Raw genomic sequence first — 22,112 nt, forward strand, 5'->3', positions numbered from 1 at the left:
GTGGTCCTCAGTGGCTGGGGGTGTAGGCATCACGGGAGGCGAGGACCGCCTCGACGGCGCGGCGCAGCGGCCTCATCGACCCGCCCCGCCACCAGTCCAGGGCATCGAGTTCGCCCCCGTCGAGATCGGGAATCCAGCTCTCGTCGAGCCCCCGCTCCGCCCGGATCTCCCGGATGAAGGCGCGGGCCAGGAACGGCAGATCGTCCCGCCGGGGGCCCTGCCAGCGGACGATCTGGCAGCGGTCTACGAGCGGAGGCGAGACGCCATCGAGGCCGTTCGCGGTGAGGATGTAGCTGACCGCGGAACAATCGACCGGAGCCTCCAGCGCGGGGTCGTGCATCGCCTTAGCCGTGTGATGCTCAAGGAAAGGCAGGAGCGTTTCATCGAGCCTGCCCCACCGACGAATATCGGTCGACTTCTCGATTTCATCGACGATGATCCCCGCGTTCGCCTTCTTGGCTCTCAGGATTGCTTGGGCGGGCGTGGACAGGCGCCACGTCCCCCATTGCCGGGACGTACCCGCGAAAGCCCCTCCGTCCGTGACGCCGGCGCCAGAGAAGACCGTGGCCTCCAGCCCCACGAGGCGAACGAGCAGCTTCGCCCCGGCCGTCTTGCCCTGGCCCGGCGGCCCGAGGAGGATGCGGGGGCGGAACGCCGCGAACCGCGCCCCGACGAGGTCGTTAGCGTAGATGTCCGCGATTTCGTCGGCCCACGGGACGGCGTCCAGGAACGCACGCCGGAACGCCGAGGGGTCAGGCGCGGGGACGAGCGGCAGGGGCCGCCCCGCCAGGTCCTCGACGAGGGCGCGAGGGGAGTCCCCACGGTCGCGAGCGCCGGATGATGGCTTGGGCAGGTGGTCGAGCCGCGGGAACACTGTGAGCGTCGGCCCGGGTGCCGGGGCCGGCACGCCTCCCCAGTCACCGAGGTCGAGCGGATCGAAGGGGTCACCCGGCTGCGCGGGCGGCAGATCGGAGCCGCCCTGCGCGCCAGCGCCCCCGCGCAGGAGGTCCTCCTCGGTATCGACTTGCTGCTGGGCCGCATGCATGTCGCCGAGCAGCTCGGCGAGCGGCCGGAGAAGCTCGGAGTCCGCGGAGAGATCGGCGTACCGTGGGGCCGGGACGTACTCGATATCGGCCGCGTCGCTCCGGCTCCCGTAGGCCCACCACAGCGCCGACCGGATGAAAAACCACGCCCCCGGGTCGCGCATAACGATCTTGTCCCTGGCGTAATTCAGCGCGAGCCCAGAAGCCTCGGCGCAGGCCTGCGGGTCGCCGAGTTCCGCCCGGGCGAGGACGAGCACCCGCGCCAGGTCCCTGCATTCGAGGGCGTGCCACGTGGGGATCCGATCGGTATGCGTGTGGTCGGCCATCAGCGCGGATTCGGCCGCCTTGAGGCTCTTGATGTCCACGTTCTTCAGCAGCGCCTCGACGCGCTTCCGGGAGCGCGTCGACACGTGGGAGCCCTCCAGGAACAGGCGGGCGCGCTCCGGGACGTCGACGCGGACGTCCCACCCCTTCCACTCGCCGCCGGCGAGGAGGCAGCTCAGCGGGAGCGGATGCGTGGGCTCCTGGGGGCCCGTGACGCGGGTCGGCTTGTGCAGCAGGGCGCGCGCGACGGCGATGCGCTGGTCGGCGGTGATCGGCATGGGAAGGTCTCAGCGGTCTGGAAACGGAGCGAGCGAAGGCTGCCGAGCGGCGGGGCTCAGGCTTTTCGGGCTACGCGTTTCAAGAGGCGCTGGGTCATGGACCGGATACTGAGTCCTTGCCGTCGCCCAGGCAATAGCAGATCGCCGGGATGGTGAAGATTTCCCTGGACGGAATGTCGGATAAAACGGACACGAGTCACCTGTGGGTTACAAAAGTCCGCTTGGACGGACAAATGTAACCTGCAGGTGACAAAAAGCGGGCCCCGACGACTGTCGAGGCCCGCTCAGTATAGGGAGGAAACACCGGCTGCCGAAGCCGGAGCCCCGAAGGGCATCCCCGACGCATGGGCGGGGTTGGCAGGTCCTGCGCAAGTCCACGCTGGACGATGGGTCATCCCCGCGATGGTGCGGGGCCGTATGCGGTTGGCCAACCCGGAGTCGTCCCTCGGGTCATCCCCCACGCATGGGCGGGGCCGTGGCTACCGTTCGAAACCGGAAGTCCTGATGGGTAATCCCCGCCGGGGCGGGGAACGTGCGTGAACGCAGGGGTTCACGAGACCGATGGGTCATCCCCGCGAACGTGCGAGGCGTCCATCACAGGGTGAGACCCTGCGGTTGTACGGGTCATCCCCGCCGGGGCGAGGCACTCAACACGGGGTATGCACGAGGACTAAGATGGGTGATCCCCGCGTTGGCGGGGCGGGTAAGCTTCGTTGGCGTCGAAGCGCCGGGGCGGTCCATCCTCGGCACGAGGGCCGGGGGTGATTACGGGCAGTCAACGCTCGCGAGCGAGCGGGTCATCCCAGGCCTTGCGGCCCAGGCTCTTAGGCTTTCACCATGTCGTCTTCGATGACGGCTCATCCCCGGCCTCACGGCGGGGCGTGCCAATCAAACTAAGCCATCCTGCCTATAGGTCCACCCTGTGGAAAAGAAATCCCACGGTGTCGGCATAGTGTTGCGAGCTTGCATCATCGGTATCGCGTGCTGAGGGTGTTGAATACCTCCAAATGACGGAGGGATTCATGAGGCAAGAATTCAGGTGGTTCCTGATCGAGGTCGCCCCAGGACCGTGCGTCGTTCAGCGCGACGAGGGGTACTACGATCATAAGGTGCTTTCGTCGGCAATTGCCACAGTCGGCACCATGAGCGGACAACGGCAGCGCATCGAAGTGCACGACAGCATGGACTGCGACGGCACAGACCGGGCTGAGTCCGTAAACAGTCTCGTGACGTTGTTGCTGGCCAGCGCCCGTGAGGCTGCGAAGGCCTTCATCGAGGCTGCCAACGCGGCGCTCGAAGACGCCCCGTCCGATCGCCTCCCGGTCATCACCGTGGAAGTGGCGTCCCCTGAGGGCAAGCCAAATTTCGACAGTCTGAAGAGGGCAATCGAGCACGCCCTGGAGACTGGCGAAATGGCGGCGCCGGCCCGGCAGGCCTGACCGTGACGCTCACGGACTCCCAGCGGGCCGCGATCAGGGCCCTGCGCGACGCCGGCGGCGAGGGCGCGGTCGACAGCACCGGTGCCGTGATCGCCTCCGGCCGGCGGCTGCCCTTCAACACCGATACGTGGCTTCGCCTCTGCACCCTGCTCCTCGTCGAGAGCGCCGGGCCGCTGCGGGTTCGGCTGTCGGCATCGGGCCTGCGCGAGGCTGGGACCCGCGGGCATCAGGTGAACGCCCTCGCCGATGGCGGGGGCCAGGTCCATGCGCATCCCGGCGCAGAGTGAGGAGAGACCCCGTGGCCTACCGTCTGACCAACTGGACTCAGCTCAAGGATCAGGATGCCGAGGTCTGCCACCTCGTCGAGGTATTCGACGGGGTTGAGGACGAGGAAGCCATCGCGACGTTCTCGCGATGCCCGCTCGGAGAAAGACTGGCCGAGGCGGCGCTCGCCATGACGCGTGTGGCCAGTGCGGCCCAGGCGGCCATGGACGGGACGTCCAGGTCGTGACCCCGCGCCAGCGCTACCTCCTCACGCAGGACGACGAGCGGACCCTCCGCATGACGGCGATCCTCAACGGCACGGTGCACCCGTGGATCGGCCGGCTCCTCGCCCCGCGGGACTACACCGAATCCGTGCGCGCCACGGTGATCCTGGGCGAGCAGAGCAAGGAGCTTCGGCGTCTCAGGGCCGAGGTGGGTGACCAGGCCTTCAAGCAGATCGCCCTCGACGAGATCGCCGCGAGGATCGTGGCCCTGGCCGACGTGATGGCCGACGGAGGGGGACGATGAGCGAGGCTGCCTTCCCGATTGCCGACTCCCCCGAGCACGAAGCGGCGGCCCGGGCCCACTACGAAGCCGGTCGCCGTCGCGTCTCTGGACGTCCGGCTTGGCGCGACCTCAATCCGCACTGCCCGTACGACCTGGGCATGATCGAGCACGCCTACGCGGAGGGCCGTCGCGTTATGGCGGCAAAGGCGGCGCCGGTCCAGCCGCGTCGTGGTCTGGGCGGCCCCCTGTTCGGATCGCGGAGGCCTGCGTGACCCGCCGCCACGTCCCCGCGCCCGCCCGGGCCCGCGAATCCGTCGAGCCGTACCTGCCGCAGGACCCCGACGCGCCGACGTTCGCCCGGATCCTGGAGACTTACAGCCGCTGCCTGGACGACTGCCAGGACCGGATCGCCGGGATCCGGGAATGCTCCGTGGTGTGCCGGCGGGCGATCGAGGCCAAGAGGAGAGGACTGCGATGAACAGGCGCGCAAGGCACCTCTGGATGATGCGCGAGGTCAAGGCGGTCCAGCAGGAGGATCGCTTCGGGTGCGCCGTGGCGTGCTTAGCCACGGTCCTTGGCCGCTCGTACGAGGACGTCAGGTCCGAGATCGGCGACGTCGGCAGGGGGCTGACCTCGGACGTATGGGCCGAATTCCTGGCCCTACAGGGATACGCGGTCCAGCATGCCTACAGAACCGACCAGCTGACGAACCAGCCGCGATCGGCGTGGCCCCCGCGCCCATGGGCACCGGTTCATCTGTGTCTCGTGGATGCCGGCGGTCCTGGTGGCCACCTCGTGGTCATGCTGGGCGATGGGACCGTGTTGGACCCCGCCAAGCGAAGCGGGCCATGGAAGCTGGAAGACTACCCCTCCGTCATGGCGATTACCGGCTTGTTCTACGTCGGCAGATCGTTGGGCCAGCCTGTCGGCAGGAGGGCGGCGTGACCCGCCCCGCCCCCTCTCCGGAGCTACTTGCCGCGCTCTCCAAGCGGTTCGGGGACGCCCCCCGGTTCCAGCGCTGGCTTGAGATCCACGCGGGCCCCGATCAGGGCCCGGACGGCCTCGGCGGCGGTGGCGGTCTCGCTCCCATGCGGGACGACCTCGTGGAAATGGGCGCGCCCGGTGATCGGGTCGGCCACGATGATCGTGGACCGCTGCGTGCCCACGAGGACGCTGACGCGAAGCTCGACGCGGCTGGAGCAGCCCGTACCGTCTTCGACGCTCCAGCGGGCGGCGGAGGGGTCCCGGCACGCCGCGACGGCCTTCGCCTCGATGGCGGTCTCGTCGCGGGGGCGCGGGACGTCGCTGGAATCGCACGCACGCAGGAGCTCGTCGACGTCGGCGCACCCAGTCAGCTCCAGGGTCCGCTCCGTGGAGAGGCGGCCCTCGCTCCAGGCCTCCAGGGCATCGTGAACGCTCATCGGCATGCCCGGGAGTCTGAGTCCGCCCGGGCCCCGAGGCAAGCCCGCGTGAATACGGGGTTCCCGGCGGTCGGGTCGTTCGGTTGATCAGCCGCTCGACCTTGTTGCGCTCGCGGTACGCGGCCTTGTCAAAGTCGGGCTGACGCGGCTGGTCCTTGCGGGTCGGGATGACCGGCTCGATCCGACGCTGCCTGAGGCGACAACGCGCCGGCGGACTGGAGTAACCCCGGTCCCCTGCCGTCCTACGGGGCCGCAGGCGCGGGCGGCCTCGCCCTGAGCGCGGCACCGCGCCCTTGTCCATCAAGGCGTCCAGTGCGAACTGCTCGTGCCTTTCGCCGGCCGTCAGCACCGCCGCGATCGGCTTGCCGCCGCCCTCGGCGCGCAGATGCAGCTTGGTGGAGAACCCGCCCTGGCTGCGCCCGAGCGCTTCGCCCACGCCCTCGACGGTCGCCTCACCCCCCGATGGCGCCGGACCGGCGTGCCCCGGCGGCGTGCTGGTGGGCGCGCACCACCGTGGCGTCCACGAGGTGCAGATCCCAGTCCAGGGCGCCGCGGGCGTCCGCCTGCGCCTGCAGGCGCTGCAGCACCCGGTCGAACACGCCGGCCTTGCGCCAGCGGTAGAACCGGCTCGACACGGTTCCGACCGCCCCGTAGCGGGCCGGCAGGTCCTCCCAGGGAGCACCGGTACGCAGGATCCAGAGCATGCCGTTGAGCACTTGGCGGTGATCCTCGGCGGGCCGGCCCGTGCGCGGCTTCTGCGGAGGCAGCAGCGGGGCGATCTGCTCCCACTGCGCGTCAGTCAGTTCAAAGCGTCGCATCAGGCCCACATGGGGCCGATCCCGCGGCCTGTGAACCCTTTGCAGAGACGCCCTAGCGTGTCGCCGGCGCGGGCGGCCGCCAGGGCTTGGTCGATACCCGGCCGCGCGCGATTGGTCCCGCTCAATCCATGGTCGGTTTAGATGCGCTCAGGCGCGACGCCGAGCGCCTTCAGCGCGGTGCGCTGGGCCGCGAGGTCCTGCTTGTCGGTCGAGCAGCGGGCGTAGCCGATCAGAAGCGCCGTCATAGTCGCGAGTGTACGTTTGAGGCCCCTCGTCGAAAGGATCGGCGTACATTTATGCCCTTGCCTGGACCTACCAAGGGCTACCACTTCGTCGACATGTGGCGTTGCACCCGGATTGCCTTCGGCAGATCGTCGAGCGAGCTCGCCACAAGGTGAACAAATGTTGCCAGGATCGCGCCGTCGTCGGCGAAGCCGCCGATGCGGACCCGACGCGTCCCGGCACAAAGACCGATGCCTTCGGCGGCCAAGGTATCGATCAGCTCCTGAAAATCGGCGTTGACGCCGAGCTTCTGGGTTTCGCTGTAGCAGTCGTGGACATCGCCGTAGTCCTGGAAATAGTCCCGCAGCGTCGCCAGCGCGGCATCCGCGGAGGGTGTCATGTCGACGAGTTGAGAGTGCTGCCAGCCTTCGGCCGCCTCAGCGAACTCCCGTAGGTGACGCCCGTTGGCGACGGGCTTGATCTCGACCTCGACCGTCTCACGCAGGAGACGCTCGTGCTCCGCCCTGATCCGTTCGTAGTTCGGCAAGGGCCAGGGCATGTTGAATGCGTCGAGGTCCTGGAATTCGAGCGCGCCCGCCAACGCCCTCCGCGTGTCGGTGCTGCTCGGTTCACCGCGTTCGACCCTCTGCACCGTGCGGACGGTCACCCTGGCGATTTCCGCCAGCGTCTCCTGCGTCCAGCCGCGGTCGTCGCGAAGGGCCGCGACGACGGCCCCGATCTCACGGCTGGTCAGCAAGCGGTCGATTTGGTCGGTGTCCGTCTCGCTCATCGGTCATCCCCTTCGTTCGTGGAGAGGAGCTTGCCCCGATCCCTCCGGATCGGCCACGACAGGGACCCGACAGTCCATTGCCTGGCCTATACGCGGAAGAAGCCCTTCCGGTCTCCCACACCCCTTTCGCCGGCGAAGATCGTGATCCTCGCATCGGGTCCCAGATCGATAGGGGGGGCGTCATTCTCGATGATGACGTACTGGACGCTGCCGGCCGTACGGATCAGGTAGTCGTAGAAACGATGCTTGAGCTGCGTCTCGCTGAGCACCCGCTCGTCCTCAGACAGCTCCCCGTATTTCGACGTGTGGGGATCCCGGAAGCTCAACAGGGGGCTGTCGAGCGCGATGATGCCCGGATGAGGAAGGCCGTGCCGACGGCAGTAGACTAGGACCCCGATCTTGAACGCCGCCTGCATCAGGCCGCGAACCCCCTTGCCGTTCCCGCGGCGGTTCTCGCCGTTGAGCAGGATGTCGTGCTTCTTGCTGTCGAATGACACCCTCGGCGGCCCAGGAAACTGCCAAGCCCTAAGGATGGTCTGCACATCAGCCGCGAACTCGTCGCCGACGCTCCCGCTGACCCCCGGTACGACGCTTCCGCGAGGCAGGCTGGTTGGCTTGAAGGCCTCGATCTCCCTCTTGCGTGCCTGAAGGTCGTCGATGCGACGCTGCACGGACAATCCACGACGGATCCGTTCTCGCTCTCGATCGTGTCGCTCGTAGGAGAAACGGATCGAGCTCTCCAGAGGCAGCTCGGCCTCGATGGCCCTATCGATCTTTCCAACCTCGGCATTCCACCCCGAAAGGGACGCGCCGAGAGTATCTTGCCTCCCGAGCAGGTCCGCGACCGTGCGCCGGAGTTCGTCCTGCTCCGACCTGATCTTCGCGATCTCCGCCTCGACGGCCACGTGCGTCCGCCCAATCTCGTCAAGGCCGTGGCTATGGCGCTGATGCTCTGGATCGGCGCCGCAGTGCGGGCACGGGCGACGGGAGCCAGCGAGCAGCGCCGCCCCGCCCTCGGCGAGGGAAGCCAGCCGGGCGACGTCGCTTGCGTAGACCGCGGCAAGCAGGTCGAAGCGTCCGAGCGTCAGCGTGATCTCGGTAAGCCTATCTTCCAGGCTGGCGACCGCTTCCATGGCCTCCCGCCGTTCGGATCGGAGCGAGTCGAGTCTATCCTGCCTGGTAGCCGCCTCCGCCGAGACTGCCTTGATCGCCTCCTCGATACGCTCTTCCTGTCCCTCAAGGCTCGATGCGTCGGGCCACCCCTGTGCCAATTCCTCCTCCGCGGCCGCCAGAAGCTCCACGATGAGTTCGAGCTTGCCGGCGTTTCCCCTCCGCTGAGTTTCGGACTTCTCCATCGTCACCGTCGAGGAACCGTCGATCCCGGTGAGAAGGAACTTGAAGACGTTCTTGTTGAACGTATCGCCGGCACGCGGGTCGATCTCGGTGGGGCTTCGTTCGGCCATCATGCTTGTCTCGTCCGTCAGGACGTAGGGAGCGAAGTGGCGAAAGGTGAAGGTGTTCTTCTCGGCGTTGAGGGTCCGGTCAATCAGCTTGTCCCCGATGCCAAGCTCGCCGAGCAGGAAAGCGGATATGCTGAGGTTCCTCGTGGCCTTATGATCTGCCGAAAGGGTTCGAATAGGCTGCCCCGGATCTCGCGGGTCAACGTCACCATCGTACAGGTCGAAATGGCCGCCGGAGACCGCGCGCGCGAGCGTAACGCGGCCGCTGGTCGGCAAATCGAGGGTGAGCCAACCGCGCTCGTAACCATTGAGGAATCGGATCTCGGGCAGGGATCCGGCGCCCAGCATGAAATCGAGGGCCGCCAGGACGAAGGACTTGCCGGCGCTTGAGGCACCCCAAACGAGGTTGATCCCAGGCACGAAGTCGAGATCCGACACGGGGACGGCGCTGCCGGTGAAGGCCATCCGGCGCAGGAGGAACCGGCGAGAGGACATAATCAGGCTCGCTGCGCCGGTCCCTCGACCGCGCCGAACGCCTCGGCCCAATGACCGATCCGTTCGCGCAGCCGATCCTTGAACCCGTCCTTGCTGTGGCGATCCACCTCGTCGCGGATCCACGCGGAGCAGCGCTTCAGGTGTTCCGAATAGGGCGTCTCAAGGAGCTCGACGTAAGCGGCGGCCTCGTCGGTAGCATGATACGAGATCCCATCGGCATCATGGGTCTCTCCGACGAGATGACATTGTTGCATTAGCTGCAGGCTCTGCTGGATCAGGCGTCGGCGTATGAGCAGTTCTCCTTGCCGCTCCGGTACTGGAGGGTGGAGGCTTTCGGGACCGCCGTGGTCCCCCGTGTGGACGACGACATGGTCGAACAGGATCATCTCAGGTAGGTCGGCCCCCACCGGCCGCAAATGCTCAAGGACGACCACCGCGCGGATACCCGTCTCTAGCAGCGAGTTGTAGAGCCGGCCGAACCCGTCGAGCCTCATGGCATCCACTTCATCGTCCCCTCGTTGGCGAGGTGGTGACACACGCCTTGTCGGACGGGCACCCGTGCGAGCTTGCCCCCGATGGCCGCCGGCATAAGCGAGGCATGATCCATCACGGCGCATAGCCGATCGAATCCGGTCATGTGCTTACGGCGGTGGACGCCTATCACGCCATGGTAAACATCCTGCTGGAATGCATCGAGCGCCGCCGCATCGGTGTTGTCGCGGTGGAACCGTTTGAAGAAGGAAGCCTCGAAATAGCGCGTACGCTGGTCGCCGAGATCAGGACCGTACTCTCCGTCCGCGAGGACGGCGTCCACAGTCGCAAAGGGCACACCGCGCGCCTCGCCGTAGGCCCGGCGAAGCTGGTCGAGATACTCGACCTCCTCCGGTTGCAGATCCGCAGGCGCCTCTCCGGCCGGTGCCTCCCCGGGAGGTAGCCTCAGCACACGGCCCAACGCCGGCCCTGCGGCGGGATGCTTCACAATGTCGGTCGCGGACAGGTACGAGACCTGGCTGAAGTCGTAGGCCTCGATGAGCGCTTTGATCTCCGGAGTCATTGGGGTCGGCTTGCCGCCGCGCGCGGTGATGCCGGTCTTGCAGTGGGTATCCCACTTCGCCAAGAGCTCGGCCCTCAAGTCCGAAGGATTGAGGATCAGGTCGCGCAGGGTCCCCGAGACGCCCCTGGGAGAGACGAACACGTACTTCGTGGGAAGCGTTTTGTACGCGCCGCCCCCGGCGTGGTGGTAAAACACCTTGCCAAGTTCGACGAGCGCCTCCCCCACCCCGAGCGCGCTGGCATACGTCTTCCGCTTGGACTGGTAGAGATGCCAAGCGCCCTCGTGCTTCGCATCAGTCAGGAATCCGACGACGTCGCGTCCCTTGTCGTTGGCCTGCCCCAGCCGATGGACGGCGACGTATCCTTCGCCGATGCGCTCAACGAACAGCTCGATGAACTCCTCAAGCTGGTCATCCTCCAGCTCTTTCAGGCTTATGGCGAGGCTTTTCACGATCCCGATCCAGGAAGGATGCTCGGCCTAGCGCCTGCCCTTCGGAGGCGACCTAGTAAAGACCGATGCCTGGTCGGACCGCAACCTATACGAGCCCTTCGGTCCGGGAAATCGATCAACCCGACAGACCTGGCTGGCGGGCGATCGTTCGATAGACCGTCGGACGAGACACCGAAAACAGCTCGGCCAGATCCGCGATCGCATACTCGCCCGTGTCATTCATCCAGCGCAGCTCCCGCTGCTGCTTCTCCGATAGCCTGGGCTTCTTGCCGCGCAGCTTGCCCCGGGACCGGGCTATCGTCATTCCCCCGCGGGTTCGGAGACGAATCAGGTCGCCCTTGAACTCGGCGAAAGTCACCAGGATGTTGAAGAACATGCGGCCCGTCGGGTCCGTGGGATCGTAGACGCTTGCCCCCAGGGCCAGCTTGATCCCTCGCCCCGCCAATGCATCGGCTATGGCGCGAGCGTCCGGGACTGAGCGGGCTAGCCGGTCGAGCTTTGGGACGACGAGCGTATCGCCCATCCGGACAGCGGACAGCGGCCAGCGCCTGCGCCAAGCCGGGGCCGTACCTGTTGGTGTCAGTCAGCCCGTGGTCGGTGTAGATCCTGTCGGTCGGTTGAGCAGCGGGCGTAGCCGATCAGGAACGTCGTCATGGCCGAGAGTGTGCGTTTGGCCCCCCGCCATTGAAAGGATTAGCGTACGGGTCTTATGAGACGGAAATCCCCTTTGTTCGGGCGGATCCCAGGCGTCGCGTCCCCCCTGTCCGCTGGCCGATCCCTATCGGACAGGTCTGGATGACGCCTGTGGACGGATCTCTGCCGATGCGCATCCGGTAGAAGAACCGAAGAAAGCGCATGCATGGCAAGCGTTCGAAGCCTGCTCGAAGCGGCCGGTACTTTTTCGCGTTTCCAGCAGTGCGCGAGCGACAGTTCGCTTAGATGCAGCATGACGCACCTCAGACAATCTAAGGTCAGGAAATGCTGGAAGGAAACTTAGTATTACTTCATGGGCTTCGAACGCGGACGTGTCTAATCCAAAATACGTACTTCAGCTACAGGCCTCGGCGCTTTATAGATTCGTTTCAGGGAATCGGGTAGCCTGGCTGCAGAGTATTATTCACAGTGTAGATGCAGTCAATCCTAGATATCCAAGCAGTATACAAGGTAGGCGCCTGTGCTCCTATCGAAATGCACCTCTTGCGGGCGAGCGATCTGCGCCGACACTGAGCGATGTCCGAGCTGCGGCATCGCCGCCAACAACTCTGACCGATCCGAAATATCTCAATTGGAATACTGGATCGCCATCGTCGCAGTTTGGTGCGCCGTCCTGTTCGATTTGTTGATTTTTCGAAAATAGGTCGTCGGGAATGCGAACTGCGCGAAGACGACAGCGGACGCCAACGAGCACCAAAGTGGCCAAGCTGTCGCTCTCACCTCGTAGCTTCGTTCGAACTCATCGGCACGCCATGGGCCGAACGGCGCACGTTGGCTTCGATGCCACGGAGTTTCGTCATCGCACGCCCGGCCGCCCCACCAGAGACAGCGAGCGTCGGCTCAGGGGGCCCGAGCGCCTTCTCGATCTCCTCGAAGCGGGCCCTCGCGTCGGACCAGTCCTGCGCGAAGTCGAACAGTTCGCGCATGGCCGGCGCGATCTCCTTGTAGGCCGTCAGGGCCGCGACGAGCGCACCTAGGGAGAGGCGGCCCTGGATGACGAGGTAGCCGCCGACGGAGAAGAAGAACGGCGTCAGGTTGGACGTGTAGTTGTAGAGACCCTTCAGCTGTCCCTTGAGGTCAGCGATCTCGACGCGCACCCGCTCCAGGCTCTCGGCTTGGCGCATCTGCCGGACGAGGGCCGAGGGCTGCCCGGCCATCGCGTCATCCGGGGCCGTCAGGAGGCTTCCGAGGGCCCGGGTTGCCCTGGGCTACCCTCGTCGGCAGCGTAGCTGGCATCCCAGCCATGCTCGAAGTGCGAACGCTGGAAAGGAGGATGAAGGGGCCGGTGGGGCTAATGTCGGTCATGGGCATCGACATCCTGGTAGATGGCCTCGTCCCCGGCAACGCATTCACGGCTGGAGCCAAGGCCGGCATCCTCCTGACCGTGGCCCTGACTGTCGAGGTGCTGTTCCTCGGGCTCACCGTCGCGAGCGAGCTCGGCGAGGGCGGCGCCTCGAAATGGAAGGTGGTCGGCTCCACCGCGGGCCTTGTCCTGCTGCTGCCGCTTGGGGCGCTGCTCGGTGGCCCGATCCGTGCGATGCCCGCGGCCGTCCAGGGCGGCTTCCTCGCGTTCGGCCTGATCGCGCGGCTCTACCTCGTTACGGAGGAACTGCTCATCGAGGCGCACGAGACCGAGGACCGGCCCTGGGTCACGGCGATGTTCTTCGCCGGGTTCCTACTGCTTCTGCTCCTCGACGAGGCGGTTTCTTGAACACGCGTTCCCCGAGGCACCAGCGTCGTCGGCCCCGGCGAAACCCGGCTCAGTCATCGTGGTGGTGATGATGGTGATGGCCCCGCCCTTCGAAGTACGGCCGATCCTCGTAGCGTCGGGGGTGATGGTGCCGGACGACGATGTCCTCGTGGTCGCCATGGCGGTAGACATCGACGTGGTCGTGCGGCCGCCGCTGGCCGTAACCGCCCTCGTAGTATTGCGCCGACGCAGCTATGGGCGCGAAGGCCAGGGCCACTGCCAGTCCGGCGAAGATCGTTCTCATGGGGCACTCCGACGCTCGATCATATGAGGGCATCCTGGGACGACGGGATTGAACGCGCCCTGAGACCGACGTTCAGCAACCGGCAACCTTCGCGCGTCCCAGGAAGCGAAGGGCCGCGGCGCGAGCTTGCCACCCGGCACCGCGGCCCCTTCCTGCATGCGAGTCAGTGCCGGTGCTCCTCCACCACGGTGCGCTCGTGGACGTCGTCGTGGTGGTCGTGAACGACCGGCCGTTCGCGGTGATGGTGCTCGACGGTCGAATGGGTGTGCTCGACCTCGTCGTGATGACGGTCCCCGTGGACCGCGACACCGCCGGGACCGACGTCCACGTGCTGGGCGAACGCGCCGACTGGGCTGAGCACGAGGGCAGCCGAGGCGGCCAGGGCGGCAATCGTGAGCTTCATCCGCATCTCCTTCGGTTCGGATCGATCTCGGAATGCACCTCTCCGCGAAACCGTTCCGGAATGATTTCCGGTCGGTTTCCGTTCATGTCCGGGCCGAACAGTAGGGACCGAGCGATTGGATTGTGCTTGGCGGATCGAGGATGATTCCGTCGTATATGCGCGATTTGCTGTGGGGCATCGCGCGATCACGCGTGTTGACCAACGGGAGCCGTCGATGAACTTGGCAGGCCGTGGCGTTCATCGTGAGTTCAAGTCGCAGGCGGCACCACTTGTGTCGACAGGCCGGAATCGCGGATAAGGGCGACGATGGACTTCGGTGGATGGCATAGGCGCCGGCAAGCGGCGCGTGACGGGTGGGCGCTGGCCGTCCGCACGCTCATGCTCGTCCTGACGCTCGCGTTCGTCGCCCCGTCCGCGGGGTTCGCCGAGGACCTGACCTTCCATGCCGGCGATCACCATCGAGCCACGGAGCTGACGGTGGTCGAGGCCTCCGCCGCGCCGTCGTCCGCCGACCCCGGCCTCGCGTGCCACGCCCATTGCGGCTGCCATCAGTTGGCCTACCTCGATGGCGCCCCCCTCGCACCCGCACCGGAGCGCCCGCGGCCGTCCTACGCACGGACCGCGGAAGCCCCCGTCGCCATCGCGCCCGGCCGTCCGGCACGACCGCCCCGCACCTGAGGTGACGCCGCGCGCATCCGCGCGCGGATTTTCGTCTGGCCGCCTCATAGGCTCCGGACCCGTCCCTTCTTGAAAGCAGCGGAACGACCGCGGTGGCATGCATGCCCGCCCGGCGTCCCGGTCGAGTGGTTCCCATGCGCATCCTCGTTCTCGCGGTCGTCCTGGCCGTCGGCATAGCCGTCGGCGCGACCGTGCCCGCCGTCTCGGGCTTCGTCCGCAACACCCTGTCGGCGGCGGGGGTACCGCCGACCCTGTTCGCGTTCACCGACGGGCCGGGTGCCGCGGCGCCGGCGACCGAGCCCGACCATGTCGAGGGCGACGGCCACGCCCATGCCAAGCCCGCGACCAAGCCCGCCGCGAAAGTCATGGACGGTCATGGCCACGGCGAGCACGCGCATTCCGAGGCGGAGGGCGAGGAAGGCCACGTCAGGATGACGGCGGAGCAGGTCGAGACGCAGGGCATCCAGGTCGCCAAGGCCGACGGCGGTACCCTGGCGCGCCATCTTCTCGTCCCCGGCACCATCACGCCGGACACTGACCGGATCGCCCGGGTCCCGGCCCGGGTGGTCGGGACCGTGGCCGAGATGCGCAAGCGCCTCGGCGACGCCGTGCAGAAGGACGAGATCGTGGCCGTGCTCGACAGCCGCGAGGTCGCCGACGCCAAGAGCGACTACCTGACCGCTCAGGTCCAGGCCGAGCTCCAGAAGATAAACTTCGAGCGCCAGCAGAAGCTGCTCGCCTCCCAGGCCGCGTCCGAGGCCGCGTTCCAAAACGCGCGCGCGACCTTCCTGGAGAACCAACTGCGCGTCGACCTAGCCCGCCAGAAGCTGTCGGCGCTCGGGCTGAACGCCGCCGAGGTCCAGGCTGCGCAGAAGCGCGACGAGGCCACCCCGAACCAGTCCAGCCTGCGCCGCTACGAACTGCGCTCGCCGTTCGCAGGCCGCGTCGTCGAGCGCAAGGTCGACGTCGGGACCACTGTCGGCAGTCAGGGCGACCCGGCCGATCTCTACACGGTGGCCGACCTTGGAACGGTCTGGATCGAGCTCTCGGTGCCGACCTCCGATCTCGCCAAGGTCAGGGAGGGCGCCATCGTCACCGTCACGCCGAGCCAGGGAGGCGAGGAGAAGCACGAGCGCGGCAAGGTGATCTTCGTCAGTCCGCTGCTCAACGCCGACACCCGTGCCGCCCGGGTCGTGGTCGCCCTCCCGAACAAGGACATGGCGTGGCGGCCCGGTACCTACGTCACCGCCGAGGTCGAGATCGCGACCGAGCAGGTCCCCGTCCGAGTGGCCAAGGCGGCGTTGCAGACCATCGAGGGCAAGCGCGTCGTCTTCGTGCGCACCGAGGAAGGCTTCGAGAAGCGCGAGGTCGAGCTCGGGCGCTCCGACGACGATTCCTTCGAGGTCAAGGCGGGGCTCAAGCCCGGCGAGGAGATCGCGGTGGCCAACACCTTCCTGCTCAAGGCCGAGCTCGGCAAGGCCGAAGCCGACCACGACCACTGAGGGGCGGGACATGATCAGTCGAATTCTCGCCATCTCGGTCCACCAGCGCTGGCTCGTCCTGCTGCTCTCCCTGCTCGCCGCCGGCTTCGGAGGCTACGCGGTGACGAGGCTGCCCATCGACGCGGTGCCGGACATCACCAACAACCAGGTGCAGATCAATACGACGGCGCCGTCGCTCTCGCCGGTCGACGTCGAGAAGCAGGTGACCTACCCCGTCGAGACCGCGCTCGCCGGCATTAAGGGCCTGGAATACACCCGCTCGCTCTCGCGCAACGGCTTCTCGCAGGTCACCGCGGTTTTCGCGGAGAAGCTCGACATCTACTTCGCCCGCCAGCAGGTCGCCGAGCGTCTCGCTCAGGTGAGGGCGGACCTGCCACCGGGGGCCGAGCCGCGGATGGGCCCGATCTCGACCGGCCTGGGCGAGATCTACATGTGGTCGATCCACTACGCGCAGCCCGCCGAACGGAAGGTCTCGGTGTCGGGCAAGCCAGGCTGGCAGCCGGACGGGAGCTACCTGACCCCGGAGGGACAGGCACTCCGAACCGAGCTTGAGCAGGTCGCCTACCTGCGCACGGTGCAAGACTGGATCATCCGTCCGCTGATCAAGACGGTCCCGGGCGTCGCCGGCGTCGACGGCATCGGCGGTTTCGAGAAGCAGTACCACGTCCAGCCCGACCCGACGAAACTCGCCGCACGCGACCTGTCCTTCTCCGACGTCGCCCGAGCGTTGGAGACGAACAACGCCAACCAGGGCGCCCGCTACCTGGAGGACAACGGCGAGGGCTACGTCGTCCGCGCGGCCGGTCGCCTTGAGAACATGGACGAGATCGCCGACGTGGTCGTGGCCACGCGTGGCGGCGTGCCGGTCCGGATCAAGGACGTCGCAGACGTCCGCATCGGGCGCGACCTGCGCACGGGCTCGGGCAGCGAGGACGGGCAGGAGGTCGTCGTCGGCACCGCCCTGATGCTGATCGGCGAGAACAGCCGCACGGTCGCGGCCGCCGTCGACGCCAAGATGGGGCAGATCCGCAAGTCCCTGCCGCCGGGCGTCGAGGTCCAGACGGTGCTCAACCGGACGGTGCTGGTCGAGGCCACGGTCAGGACGGTGGTGAAGAACCTGTCGGAAGGCGCGGCCCTCGTCATCCTCGTCCTGTTCCTGCTGCTCGGCAACATCCGGGCGGCCGTCATCACGGCGCTCGTCATCCCGGTCGCCATGCTGATGACCATGACCGGCATGGTCGAGGCGAAGATCTCGGCCAACCTGATGTCGCTTGGCGCCCTCGATTTCGGCCTCATCGTCGACGGGGCGGTGATCATCACCGAGAACGCGCTGCGCCACCTCGCCGAGCGGCAGCATGGGCTGGGCAGGGCCCTCGACACCGAGGAGCGCCTGGAGACGGTGCGGGCATCGGCCGAGGAGATGATAAAGCCGTCGCTCTACGGGCAGGCGATCATCATCCTGGTCTACGTCCCGCTCCTGACCTTCACGGGGGTCGAGGGCAAGATGTTCGAGCCGATGGCGCTGACCGTGATCATCGCGCTCGTCGCGGCCTTCGTGCTGTCGCTGACCTTCGTGCCGGCGCTGATCGCCATCGTCATCACCGGCAGGGTGACCGAGACGGACAACCTTATCATCCGCGCCCTCAAAGCCCTCTACCGGCCGGTATTGGGCGCTGCGGTCCGGGCGCCATTCCTCTTCGTCGGCGGGGCCCTGCTCCTCTTCGTCGGGGCCGGCGTGCTGTTCACCCGCCTCGGGACCGAGTTCATTCCGCAGCTCGACGAGAAGAGCATCGCGCTCAATGCCACCCGGATCCCGTCGACGTCGCTGACCCAGTCGCAGACGATGCAACTCAACGTCGAGCGGGCGGTCTCGAAGTTCCCGCAGGTCGCCTACGTGTTCTCGAAGACCGGCACCGCCGAGGTCGCCTCCGACCCGATGCCGCCGAACTCGTCCGACACCTTCGTCATCCTGAAAGCCCAGGAGGAGTGGCCCGACCCGAGCCTATCCAAGGCCGAGTTGCAGGAGCAGATCGAGAAGGCGGTCGGCGCGCTCGCCGGCAACGTCTACGAGTTCTCGCAGCCGATCCAGCTGCGCTTCAACGAACTCCTGGCCGGGACCCGCGGCGACCTCGCCGTGAAGGTGTTCGGCGACGAGTTCGAGCCGATGCTCAAGGCCGCCAACCAAGTGGCCGCCTTGCTCCGCGGCATCGACGGCGCCGAGGACGTGAAGGTCGAGCAGGCGGCGGGCCTCCCGTTCCTGGAGATCAAGATCAACAAGGCCGAGGCCGCACGATACGGGCTCAGCACCGGGGCGATCCAGGAGGTCATCGGGGCCGCCATCGGCGGCCGGGAGGCCGGCGTCGTGTTCGAGGGCGACCGGCGGTTTCCCATCGTGGTGCGCCTAACCGACAAGGTCCGCGAGGACCGCGAGGCCTTGGAGAACATCCCGGTGCCGCTGCCGCCGGGCCCGAACGGGCGCGCGACTTCCGTACTCCTGAAGCAGGTGGCCTCCTTCTCGGTGAGCGAGGGACCGAACCAGATCTCCCGGGAGAACGGCAAGCGCCGGGTGGTGGTTACCGCCAACGTCCGGGGCCGCGACATCGGCTCGCTCGTGGCCGAGGCGCAGGCGAAGGTCGGCAGCCAAGTCCAGCTTCCGCCGGGCTACTACGCGACCTGGGGTGGGCAATTCGAGAACCTCGCCTCGGCCAAGCGGCGGCTGACGGTCGTGGTGCCGGTCTGTTTCTTCCTGATCTTCCTGTTGCTTTACTCGGCCCTGGGTTCGCCGCGGGACGCGCTGCTGGTGTTCAGCGCGGTGCCGCTCGCCCTCACCGGGGGGATCTTCGCCCTTTGGCTGCGCGGCATGCCGGTCTCGGTTCCGGCCGCGGTCGGGTTCATCGCGCTCTCGGGCGTGGCGGTCCTCAACGGCCTCGTCATGCTGACCTTCATCAAGCAGCTCGTGGCGGAGGGCCGATCGAAGCGCGAGGCCATCCTGGAGGGTGCCATGACCCGCCTGCGTCCGGTGGCGATGACGGCGCTCGTCGCATCGCTCGGCTTCGTGCCGATGGCCATCGCCACCGAGACGGGGGCCGAGATCCAGCGGCCGCTCGCAACCGTGGTCATCGGCGGCTTGATCAGCGCGACCCTGCTGACGCTGATAGTGCTGCCGGCGCTCTACGCCCGCTTCGGCAAAGCCGCGATGCCGAAGGCCGCCAAGCGGCCGACGGAGGCGGTGTCGCGACACCTCAAGGCGGCGGAGTAGCCCCGGTGCGCGTCCTCGCGATCACGGCCGCCATTGCCTCCCTGTCCACCTTCGCCACCACTCCCGCATCGCCTGCGGTGGGGGTCGAGGGCGGCGACGCACCGTTTGGGTCGTCCTGGGGACCGGTCGACACGGTGCCGCGTCCGCTCAAGGTAGACCGCGAGGCCAACCTGACCGCCCTCTACTATCCGCATGGCTGGCCGCCGGCCCTCGGGGCGGGCACCGCGGAGGTGGTCCTCGTCGTCTGCCGGGACGAAGGGCTGCAACAAGTGGTCTGGGTCGGCCTGCCGATGTCGGGCGAGGCCCTGGCGAGGACGCGGCGCGCCATCCACGACGAAGGCGTGCGCCGCTATGGCGAGCCCGCACCGGGGCCGATGGCCGATTCCGAGCTCTGGCCGGGCGGCCGAGCGCTCCTGGCCAGCCGCGAGGTCACGGATGGGCGGCGCGAACTCGTCATGACCGCATTCGGCCCCGGCTACACAGCCTGCTCGGCGGCCCATCGCGACGCGACCGGACACCCGGCCGGCGTGCATGTCGCCGAACTGATCGGTGTCGACGTCCCCTGATGAGGCTCCCCGGTGCACATCCCGACCGGTACGGCATGCGCGGGCGCGGATCACTCGAAGTCGGAAGCCCGTTCGATGGCGCCCGGACGACGAGCATGGCCGGCATTGACCTCGCGGCGTTTCGGTACGGCACGGCGGGGCGAAGCGACGAGGCCGGGATGAAGCCCCCTGCCAAGAGGAGCCGCGTGCGGGGCCGGACGGCCAGGGCCGGCGTGCTCGAAAGCGGGGGATGCATCGCGCGCCTGCAGCCTGCACCGGGCGGTCCGTCGGCACCGGCCGCCTTGGCCAGTTCCACGCTTGCCGGAACGCCTCGGTCCTTGGCCGCGTCCCTGATCGGGCTTCGGCGGTCTCGGGACCGGGGTACCGACGGCGCCTGGCGCCGTGCGTTGGCGTGCCTGCTCGCCTTTGCCCTGATCATAGCCCTCGTGAACCCGGCCCTGGCATCGCCCCGGGTCGGGCCGGACCACGGGAATGGGCTCGGCACGTCGTCCCTGTTCGAGACGAATGCGACCGTGTCGGCCGCGGACGACCGCTCGGACCGAGGGCGCCCTGGATCGGCCCGGTGCAACGGTTGCTGCCCCTGCCATTCGGCCATTCGGCCCGACTGCGGCCTTGCGGTGCCCGCGCGCGTCGCGCGGGCCCTGGAATTTCCGATTTCCGGCGACGGCTTCCGGTCCCGGAAGGCCGACCCGCCCCACGAGCCGCCACGCGCCTGACCGCTCGGCTGCCGCGAGCCGCGGCGGCGCCCCGGGTCGAAGAGCCCCGTCCCGTGACCCGGATGTGAGTGCGCTTGCCTCGCGTGAGCGCGTGGCCCGTCGCCGTGACGGAGCCGCAGGTCGGAACCGCCTACGAGATCAGGTGGAGCGATGCGCGTTCCCAGTCCCCCCTTGACCAACCCCGCACGGCCGACTGTCGGCCCGGGAGCCGACGGCCTCCGGCCAGCCCGATCACGCCCTTCGGCGAACGTCTCGGGCCCCTCAGTGCGAGGAAGCCGACAGCCGTCGGACACCCCGAAAGCGGTCTGCCCGCCCGGAGCGAGGCTCGGGCCATGTCGGCTCGGTCGGCGCGCCCTCGCGGTAGCGCTCGCGGCACTCGCGGCCGCGGCCGGCAGCCCACGGGCCGAGACGCTGGAGGGCTCGCTGGGGCGCGCCTACCGCGCGAACCCGGAGCTGAACGCGACGCGGGCGGGCTTGCGGGCGACGGACGAGGAGGTCGCGATGGCGCGGGCCGGCTACCGCCCGACCGTCGCCGCGGACGCGGACATCGGGGTACAAAACGTGCAGGGGGCCTCAGGTGGCGAGCGCTTGGCGCGCACCTCGTTCCCGCGAGGTGCGGGGCTGACCGTCGAACAGACCCTCTTCAACGGCTTCCAGACGGACAACGACACCCGTCGTGCGGAATCGAACGTGCTCGAACAGCGCGAGGTTTTGCGCTCCGCCGAGAACACGATCCTGTTCAATGCCGCGCAGGCCTACATGGATGTCCTGCGCGACACCGCGACCGTAGAGCTCAACCGCAACAACATCGCGGTTCTGGAGGAGCAGCGCCGCCAGACGAGCCTGCGCTTCAGGCTCGGCGAGTTGACCCGGACGGATGCCGCGCAGGCCGACGCCCGCTTGGCCGGAGCCCGCTCGCAGCTGAGCGCGGCGGAGGCGCAGCTCCGTGCCCGCACAGGCGTCTTCCGCCAAGTCATCGGCGTGGACCCGCACCGGCTTGCCCCCGGACGCCCGCTCGACCGCCTGGTCCCGCCACGTCTCGAACTCGCGCTCGGCATAGGGCTGGCCGAACATCCACGGATCCTCTCCGCGCTCCACGCGGTCGATGCCGCGGAGGCGCAGGCGAAGGTTTTCGAGGGGAGGCTCTACCCTCGGGCCGGCGCCTCCGGCGTCGTGCAGAGGCGCCGCGACGAGGAGGAGCCGGGGGACGATGTCCTCGCGGCCGGGATCACCGGGCAGGTGACGGTTCCCGTCTACGAGGGCGGGCAGGTCTACGCCCAGGTCCGGCGGGCCAAGGAGCAGGCCGGGCAGCTGCGCATCGAGGCGGAGCAGGTGCGCGACGCGGTCCGCGCCGGCATCGTCGCAGCCTGGGCACAGCTTGAGGCCTCGAAGGCGCAGGTCGCCGCCTCACAAGCCCAGGTCCAGGCCAACGAGGTGGCGCTGGCCGGCGTGCGGGACGAGGCGCGGGCCGGCCAGCGCACCACCCTCGATGTCCTGAACGCCCAACAGGAACTGCTCAACGCCCGGGTGGGCCTGGTCGTGGCGCAGCGCGACCGCGTCGTGTTCTCCTACGGCCTGGTCCAGGCGCTCGGCCGCCTCACCGCGCGCTTCGCGGAGCTGCCCGTGGCCCCCTACGGCGCCAAGGCCCATTACGACCAGGTCGAGAACCTCTGGGCGGGCCTGCGCACGCCCGACGGCCGCTGACGCCCAGTCCG

23 protein-coding genes and 2 pseudogenes are annotated in these 22,112 nt (G+C 68.0%); 13 read left to right on the top strand and 12 right to left on the bottom strand.

Annotated features, from left to right (window positions below):
• Positions 1-7: 7 nt before the first annotated feature.
• Positions 8-1,645: an AAA family ATPase gene (locus tag J3A75_RS21645; RefSeq protein ID WP_209650737.1), complete on the bottom strand. Its 1,638-nt coding sequence runs from the start codon at positions 1,643-1,645 to the stop codon at positions 8-10.
• Between the two features lie 1,022 nt (positions 1,646-2,667).
• Here J3A75_RS21645 and J3A75_RS21650 point away from each other — a divergent pair.
• Genes J3A75_RS21650 through J3A75_RS21680 form a run of 7 tightly spaced genes read left to right on the top strand, consistent with a single transcriptional unit; the run spans position 2,668 to position 4,800 of the window.
• Entirely contained in the window at positions 2,668-3,084 is a 417-nt protein-coding gene (locus tag J3A75_RS21650) for a hypothetical protein (protein ID WP_209650738.1), read from the top strand.
• Positions 3,085-3,086: 2 nt separating this feature from the next.
• Complete coding sequence (locus J3A75_RS21655) at positions 3,087-3,371, top strand: hypothetical protein (RefSeq protein ID WP_063110586.1); 285 nt, start codon at positions 3,087-3,089, stop codon at positions 3,369-3,371.
• Positions 3,372-3,382: 11 nt separating this feature from the next.
• Positions 3,383-3,595 carry a hypothetical protein gene (locus J3A75_RS21660; protein ID WP_063110587.1) on the top strand — a complete coding sequence of 71 codons (213 nt, stop codon included), beginning with the start codon at positions 3,383-3,385 and terminating at the stop codon, positions 3,593-3,595.
• Positions 3,592-3,876, top strand: a complete 285-nt coding sequence (locus J3A75_RS21665) for a hypothetical protein (protein WP_063110588.1) — start codon at positions 3,592-3,594, stop codon at positions 3,874-3,876. Before J3A75_RS21660 ends, J3A75_RS21665 begins: the two co-directional genes overlap by 4 nt.
• Positions 3,873-4,127 carry a hypothetical protein gene (locus J3A75_RS21670; protein WP_209650739.1) on the top strand — a complete coding sequence of 85 codons (255 nt, stop codon included), beginning with the start codon at positions 3,873-3,875 and terminating at the stop codon, positions 4,125-4,127. Before J3A75_RS21665 ends, J3A75_RS21670 begins: the two co-directional genes overlap by 4 nt.
• On the top strand, positions 4,124-4,333 hold the full coding sequence (locus J3A75_RS21675; protein WP_063110589.1) for a hypothetical protein: 210 nt from the start codon (positions 4,124-4,126) through the stop codon (positions 4,331-4,333). The genes J3A75_RS21670 and J3A75_RS21675 overlap by 4 nt, the downstream gene beginning before the upstream one ends.
• On the top strand, positions 4,330-4,800 hold the full coding sequence (locus J3A75_RS21680) for a hypothetical protein (protein WP_063110590.1): 471 nt from the start codon (positions 4,330-4,332) through the stop codon (positions 4,798-4,800). Before J3A75_RS21675 ends, J3A75_RS21680 begins: the two co-directional genes overlap by 4 nt.
• Before the next feature lie 23 nt (positions 4,801-4,823).
• On the opposite strand, the gene J3A75_RS21685 is transcribed toward J3A75_RS21680, so the two are convergent.
• The 9 genes and pseudogenes from J3A75_RS21685 to J3A75_RS21725 all read right to left on the bottom strand — a co-directional run bounded on the left by J3A75_RS21685 (position 4,824) and on the right by J3A75_RS21725 (position 12,436).
• Positions 4,824-5,276 carry a hypothetical protein gene (locus J3A75_RS21685; protein WP_209650968.1) on the bottom strand — a complete coding sequence of 151 codons (453 nt, stop codon included), beginning with the start codon at positions 5,274-5,276 and terminating at the stop codon, positions 4,824-4,826.
• Positions 5,277-5,355: 79 nt separating this feature from the next.
• Positions 5,356-6,094, bottom strand: a pseudogene (locus J3A75_RS21690) (IS5-like element ISMra2 family transposase); the annotation flags it as partial.
• A gap of 137 nt (positions 6,095-6,231) precedes the next feature.
• Positions 6,232-6,339, bottom strand: coding sequence for a recombinase family protein (locus J3A75_RS36625; RefSeq protein ID WP_245364408.1), 108 nt, complete (start codon positions 6,337-6,339; stop codon positions 6,232-6,234).
• Positions 6,340-6,416: 77 nt separating this feature from the next.
• Positions 6,417-7,106: a helix-turn-helix domain-containing protein gene (locus J3A75_RS21700; protein ID WP_063110592.1), complete on the bottom strand. Its 690-nt coding sequence runs from the start codon at positions 7,104-7,106 to the stop codon at positions 6,417-6,419.
• A gap of 86 nt (positions 7,107-7,192) precedes the next feature.
• Positions 7,193-9,061 carry a hypothetical protein gene (locus tag J3A75_RS21705; protein ID WP_063110593.1) on the bottom strand — a complete coding sequence of 623 codons (1,869 nt, stop codon included), beginning with the start codon at positions 9,059-9,061 and terminating at the stop codon, positions 7,193-7,195.
• Positions 9,062-9,063: 2 nt separating this feature from the next.
• Positions 9,064-9,555 (bottom strand): ABC-three component system middle component 2, encoded by a 492-nt coding sequence (locus tag J3A75_RS21710; protein WP_063110594.1) that lies wholly within the window; start codon positions 9,553-9,555, stop codon positions 9,064-9,066.
• Positions 9,552-10,565: an ABC-three component system protein gene (locus J3A75_RS21715; protein WP_063110595.1), complete on the bottom strand. Its 1,014-nt coding sequence runs from the start codon at positions 10,563-10,565 to the stop codon at positions 9,552-9,554. The genes J3A75_RS21710 and J3A75_RS21715 overlap by 4 nt, the downstream gene beginning before the upstream one ends.
• Positions 10,566-10,680: 115 nt before the next feature.
• Complete coding sequence (locus tag J3A75_RS21720; RefSeq protein ID WP_245364407.1) at positions 10,681-11,088, bottom strand: recombinase family protein; 408 nt, start codon at positions 11,086-11,088, stop codon at positions 10,681-10,683.
• A 907-nt stretch (positions 11,089-11,995) separates the two neighbouring features.
• On the bottom strand, positions 11,996-12,436 hold the full coding sequence (locus J3A75_RS21725; RefSeq protein WP_063110596.1) for a hypothetical protein: 441 nt from the start codon (positions 12,434-12,436) through the stop codon (positions 11,996-11,998).
• 38 nt (positions 12,437-12,474) lie between these two features.
• Here J3A75_RS21725 and J3A75_RS21730 point away from each other — a divergent pair.
• Positions 12,475-12,990: pseudogene (locus J3A75_RS21730) on the top strand (transporter); the annotation flags it as partial.
• A 49-nt stretch (positions 12,991-13,039) separates the two neighbouring features.
• Here the strand turns inward: J3A75_RS21730 and J3A75_RS21735 are convergent.
• The gene (locus J3A75_RS21735; protein WP_063110597.1) at positions 13,040-13,273 is read right to left on the bottom strand and encodes a hypothetical protein; all 234 of its coding nucleotides are present in this window, start codon (positions 13,271-13,273) and stop codon (positions 13,040-13,042) included.
• A gap of 163 nt (positions 13,274-13,436) precedes the next feature.
• On the bottom strand, positions 13,437-13,676 hold the full coding sequence (locus J3A75_RS21740; RefSeq protein ID WP_063110598.1) for a hypothetical protein: 240 nt from the start codon (positions 13,674-13,676) through the stop codon (positions 13,437-13,439).
• Positions 13,677-13,982: 306 nt separating this feature from the next.
• Here J3A75_RS21740 and J3A75_RS21745 point away from each other — a divergent pair, with 306 nt between their 5' ends.
• From J3A75_RS21745 to J3A75_RS21765, 5 genes are all read left to right on the top strand, one after another.
• Complete coding sequence (locus J3A75_RS21745) at positions 13,983-14,354, top strand: hypothetical protein (RefSeq protein ID WP_063110599.1); 372 nt, start codon at positions 13,983-13,985, stop codon at positions 14,352-14,354.
• Positions 14,355-14,488: 134 nt separating this feature from the next.
• Positions 14,489-15,856, top strand: coding sequence for an efflux RND transporter periplasmic adaptor subunit (locus J3A75_RS21750; protein ID WP_063110600.1), 1,368 nt, complete (start codon positions 14,489-14,491; stop codon positions 15,854-15,856).
• A 10-nt stretch (positions 15,857-15,866) separates the two neighbouring features.
• Positions 15,867-19,115 carry an efflux RND transporter permease subunit gene (locus J3A75_RS21755; protein ID WP_063110601.1) on the top strand — a complete coding sequence of 1,083 codons (3,249 nt, stop codon included), beginning with the start codon at positions 15,867-15,869 and terminating at the stop codon, positions 19,113-19,115.
• Positions 19,116-19,147: 32 nt separating this feature from the next.
• The gene (locus J3A75_RS21760; RefSeq protein WP_063110632.1) at positions 19,148-19,681 is read left to right on the top strand and encodes a hypothetical protein; all 534 of its coding nucleotides are present in this window, start codon (positions 19,148-19,150) and stop codon (positions 19,679-19,681) included.
• Positions 19,682-20,547: 866 nt separating this feature from the next.
• On the top strand, positions 20,548-22,101 hold the full coding sequence (locus tag J3A75_RS21765) for a TolC family outer membrane protein (protein WP_063110602.1): 1,554 nt from the start codon (positions 20,548-20,550) through the stop codon (positions 22,099-22,101).
• The last annotated feature ends 11 nt before the right edge of the window (positions 22,102-22,112 follow it).

The sequence above is a fragment of the Methylobacterium sp. PvP105 genome, from assembly GCF_017876975.1.
In the GTDB taxonomy this organism is placed as follows: domain Bacteria; phylum Pseudomonadota; class Alphaproteobacteria; order Rhizobiales; family Beijerinckiaceae; genus Methylobacterium; species Methylobacterium radiotolerans.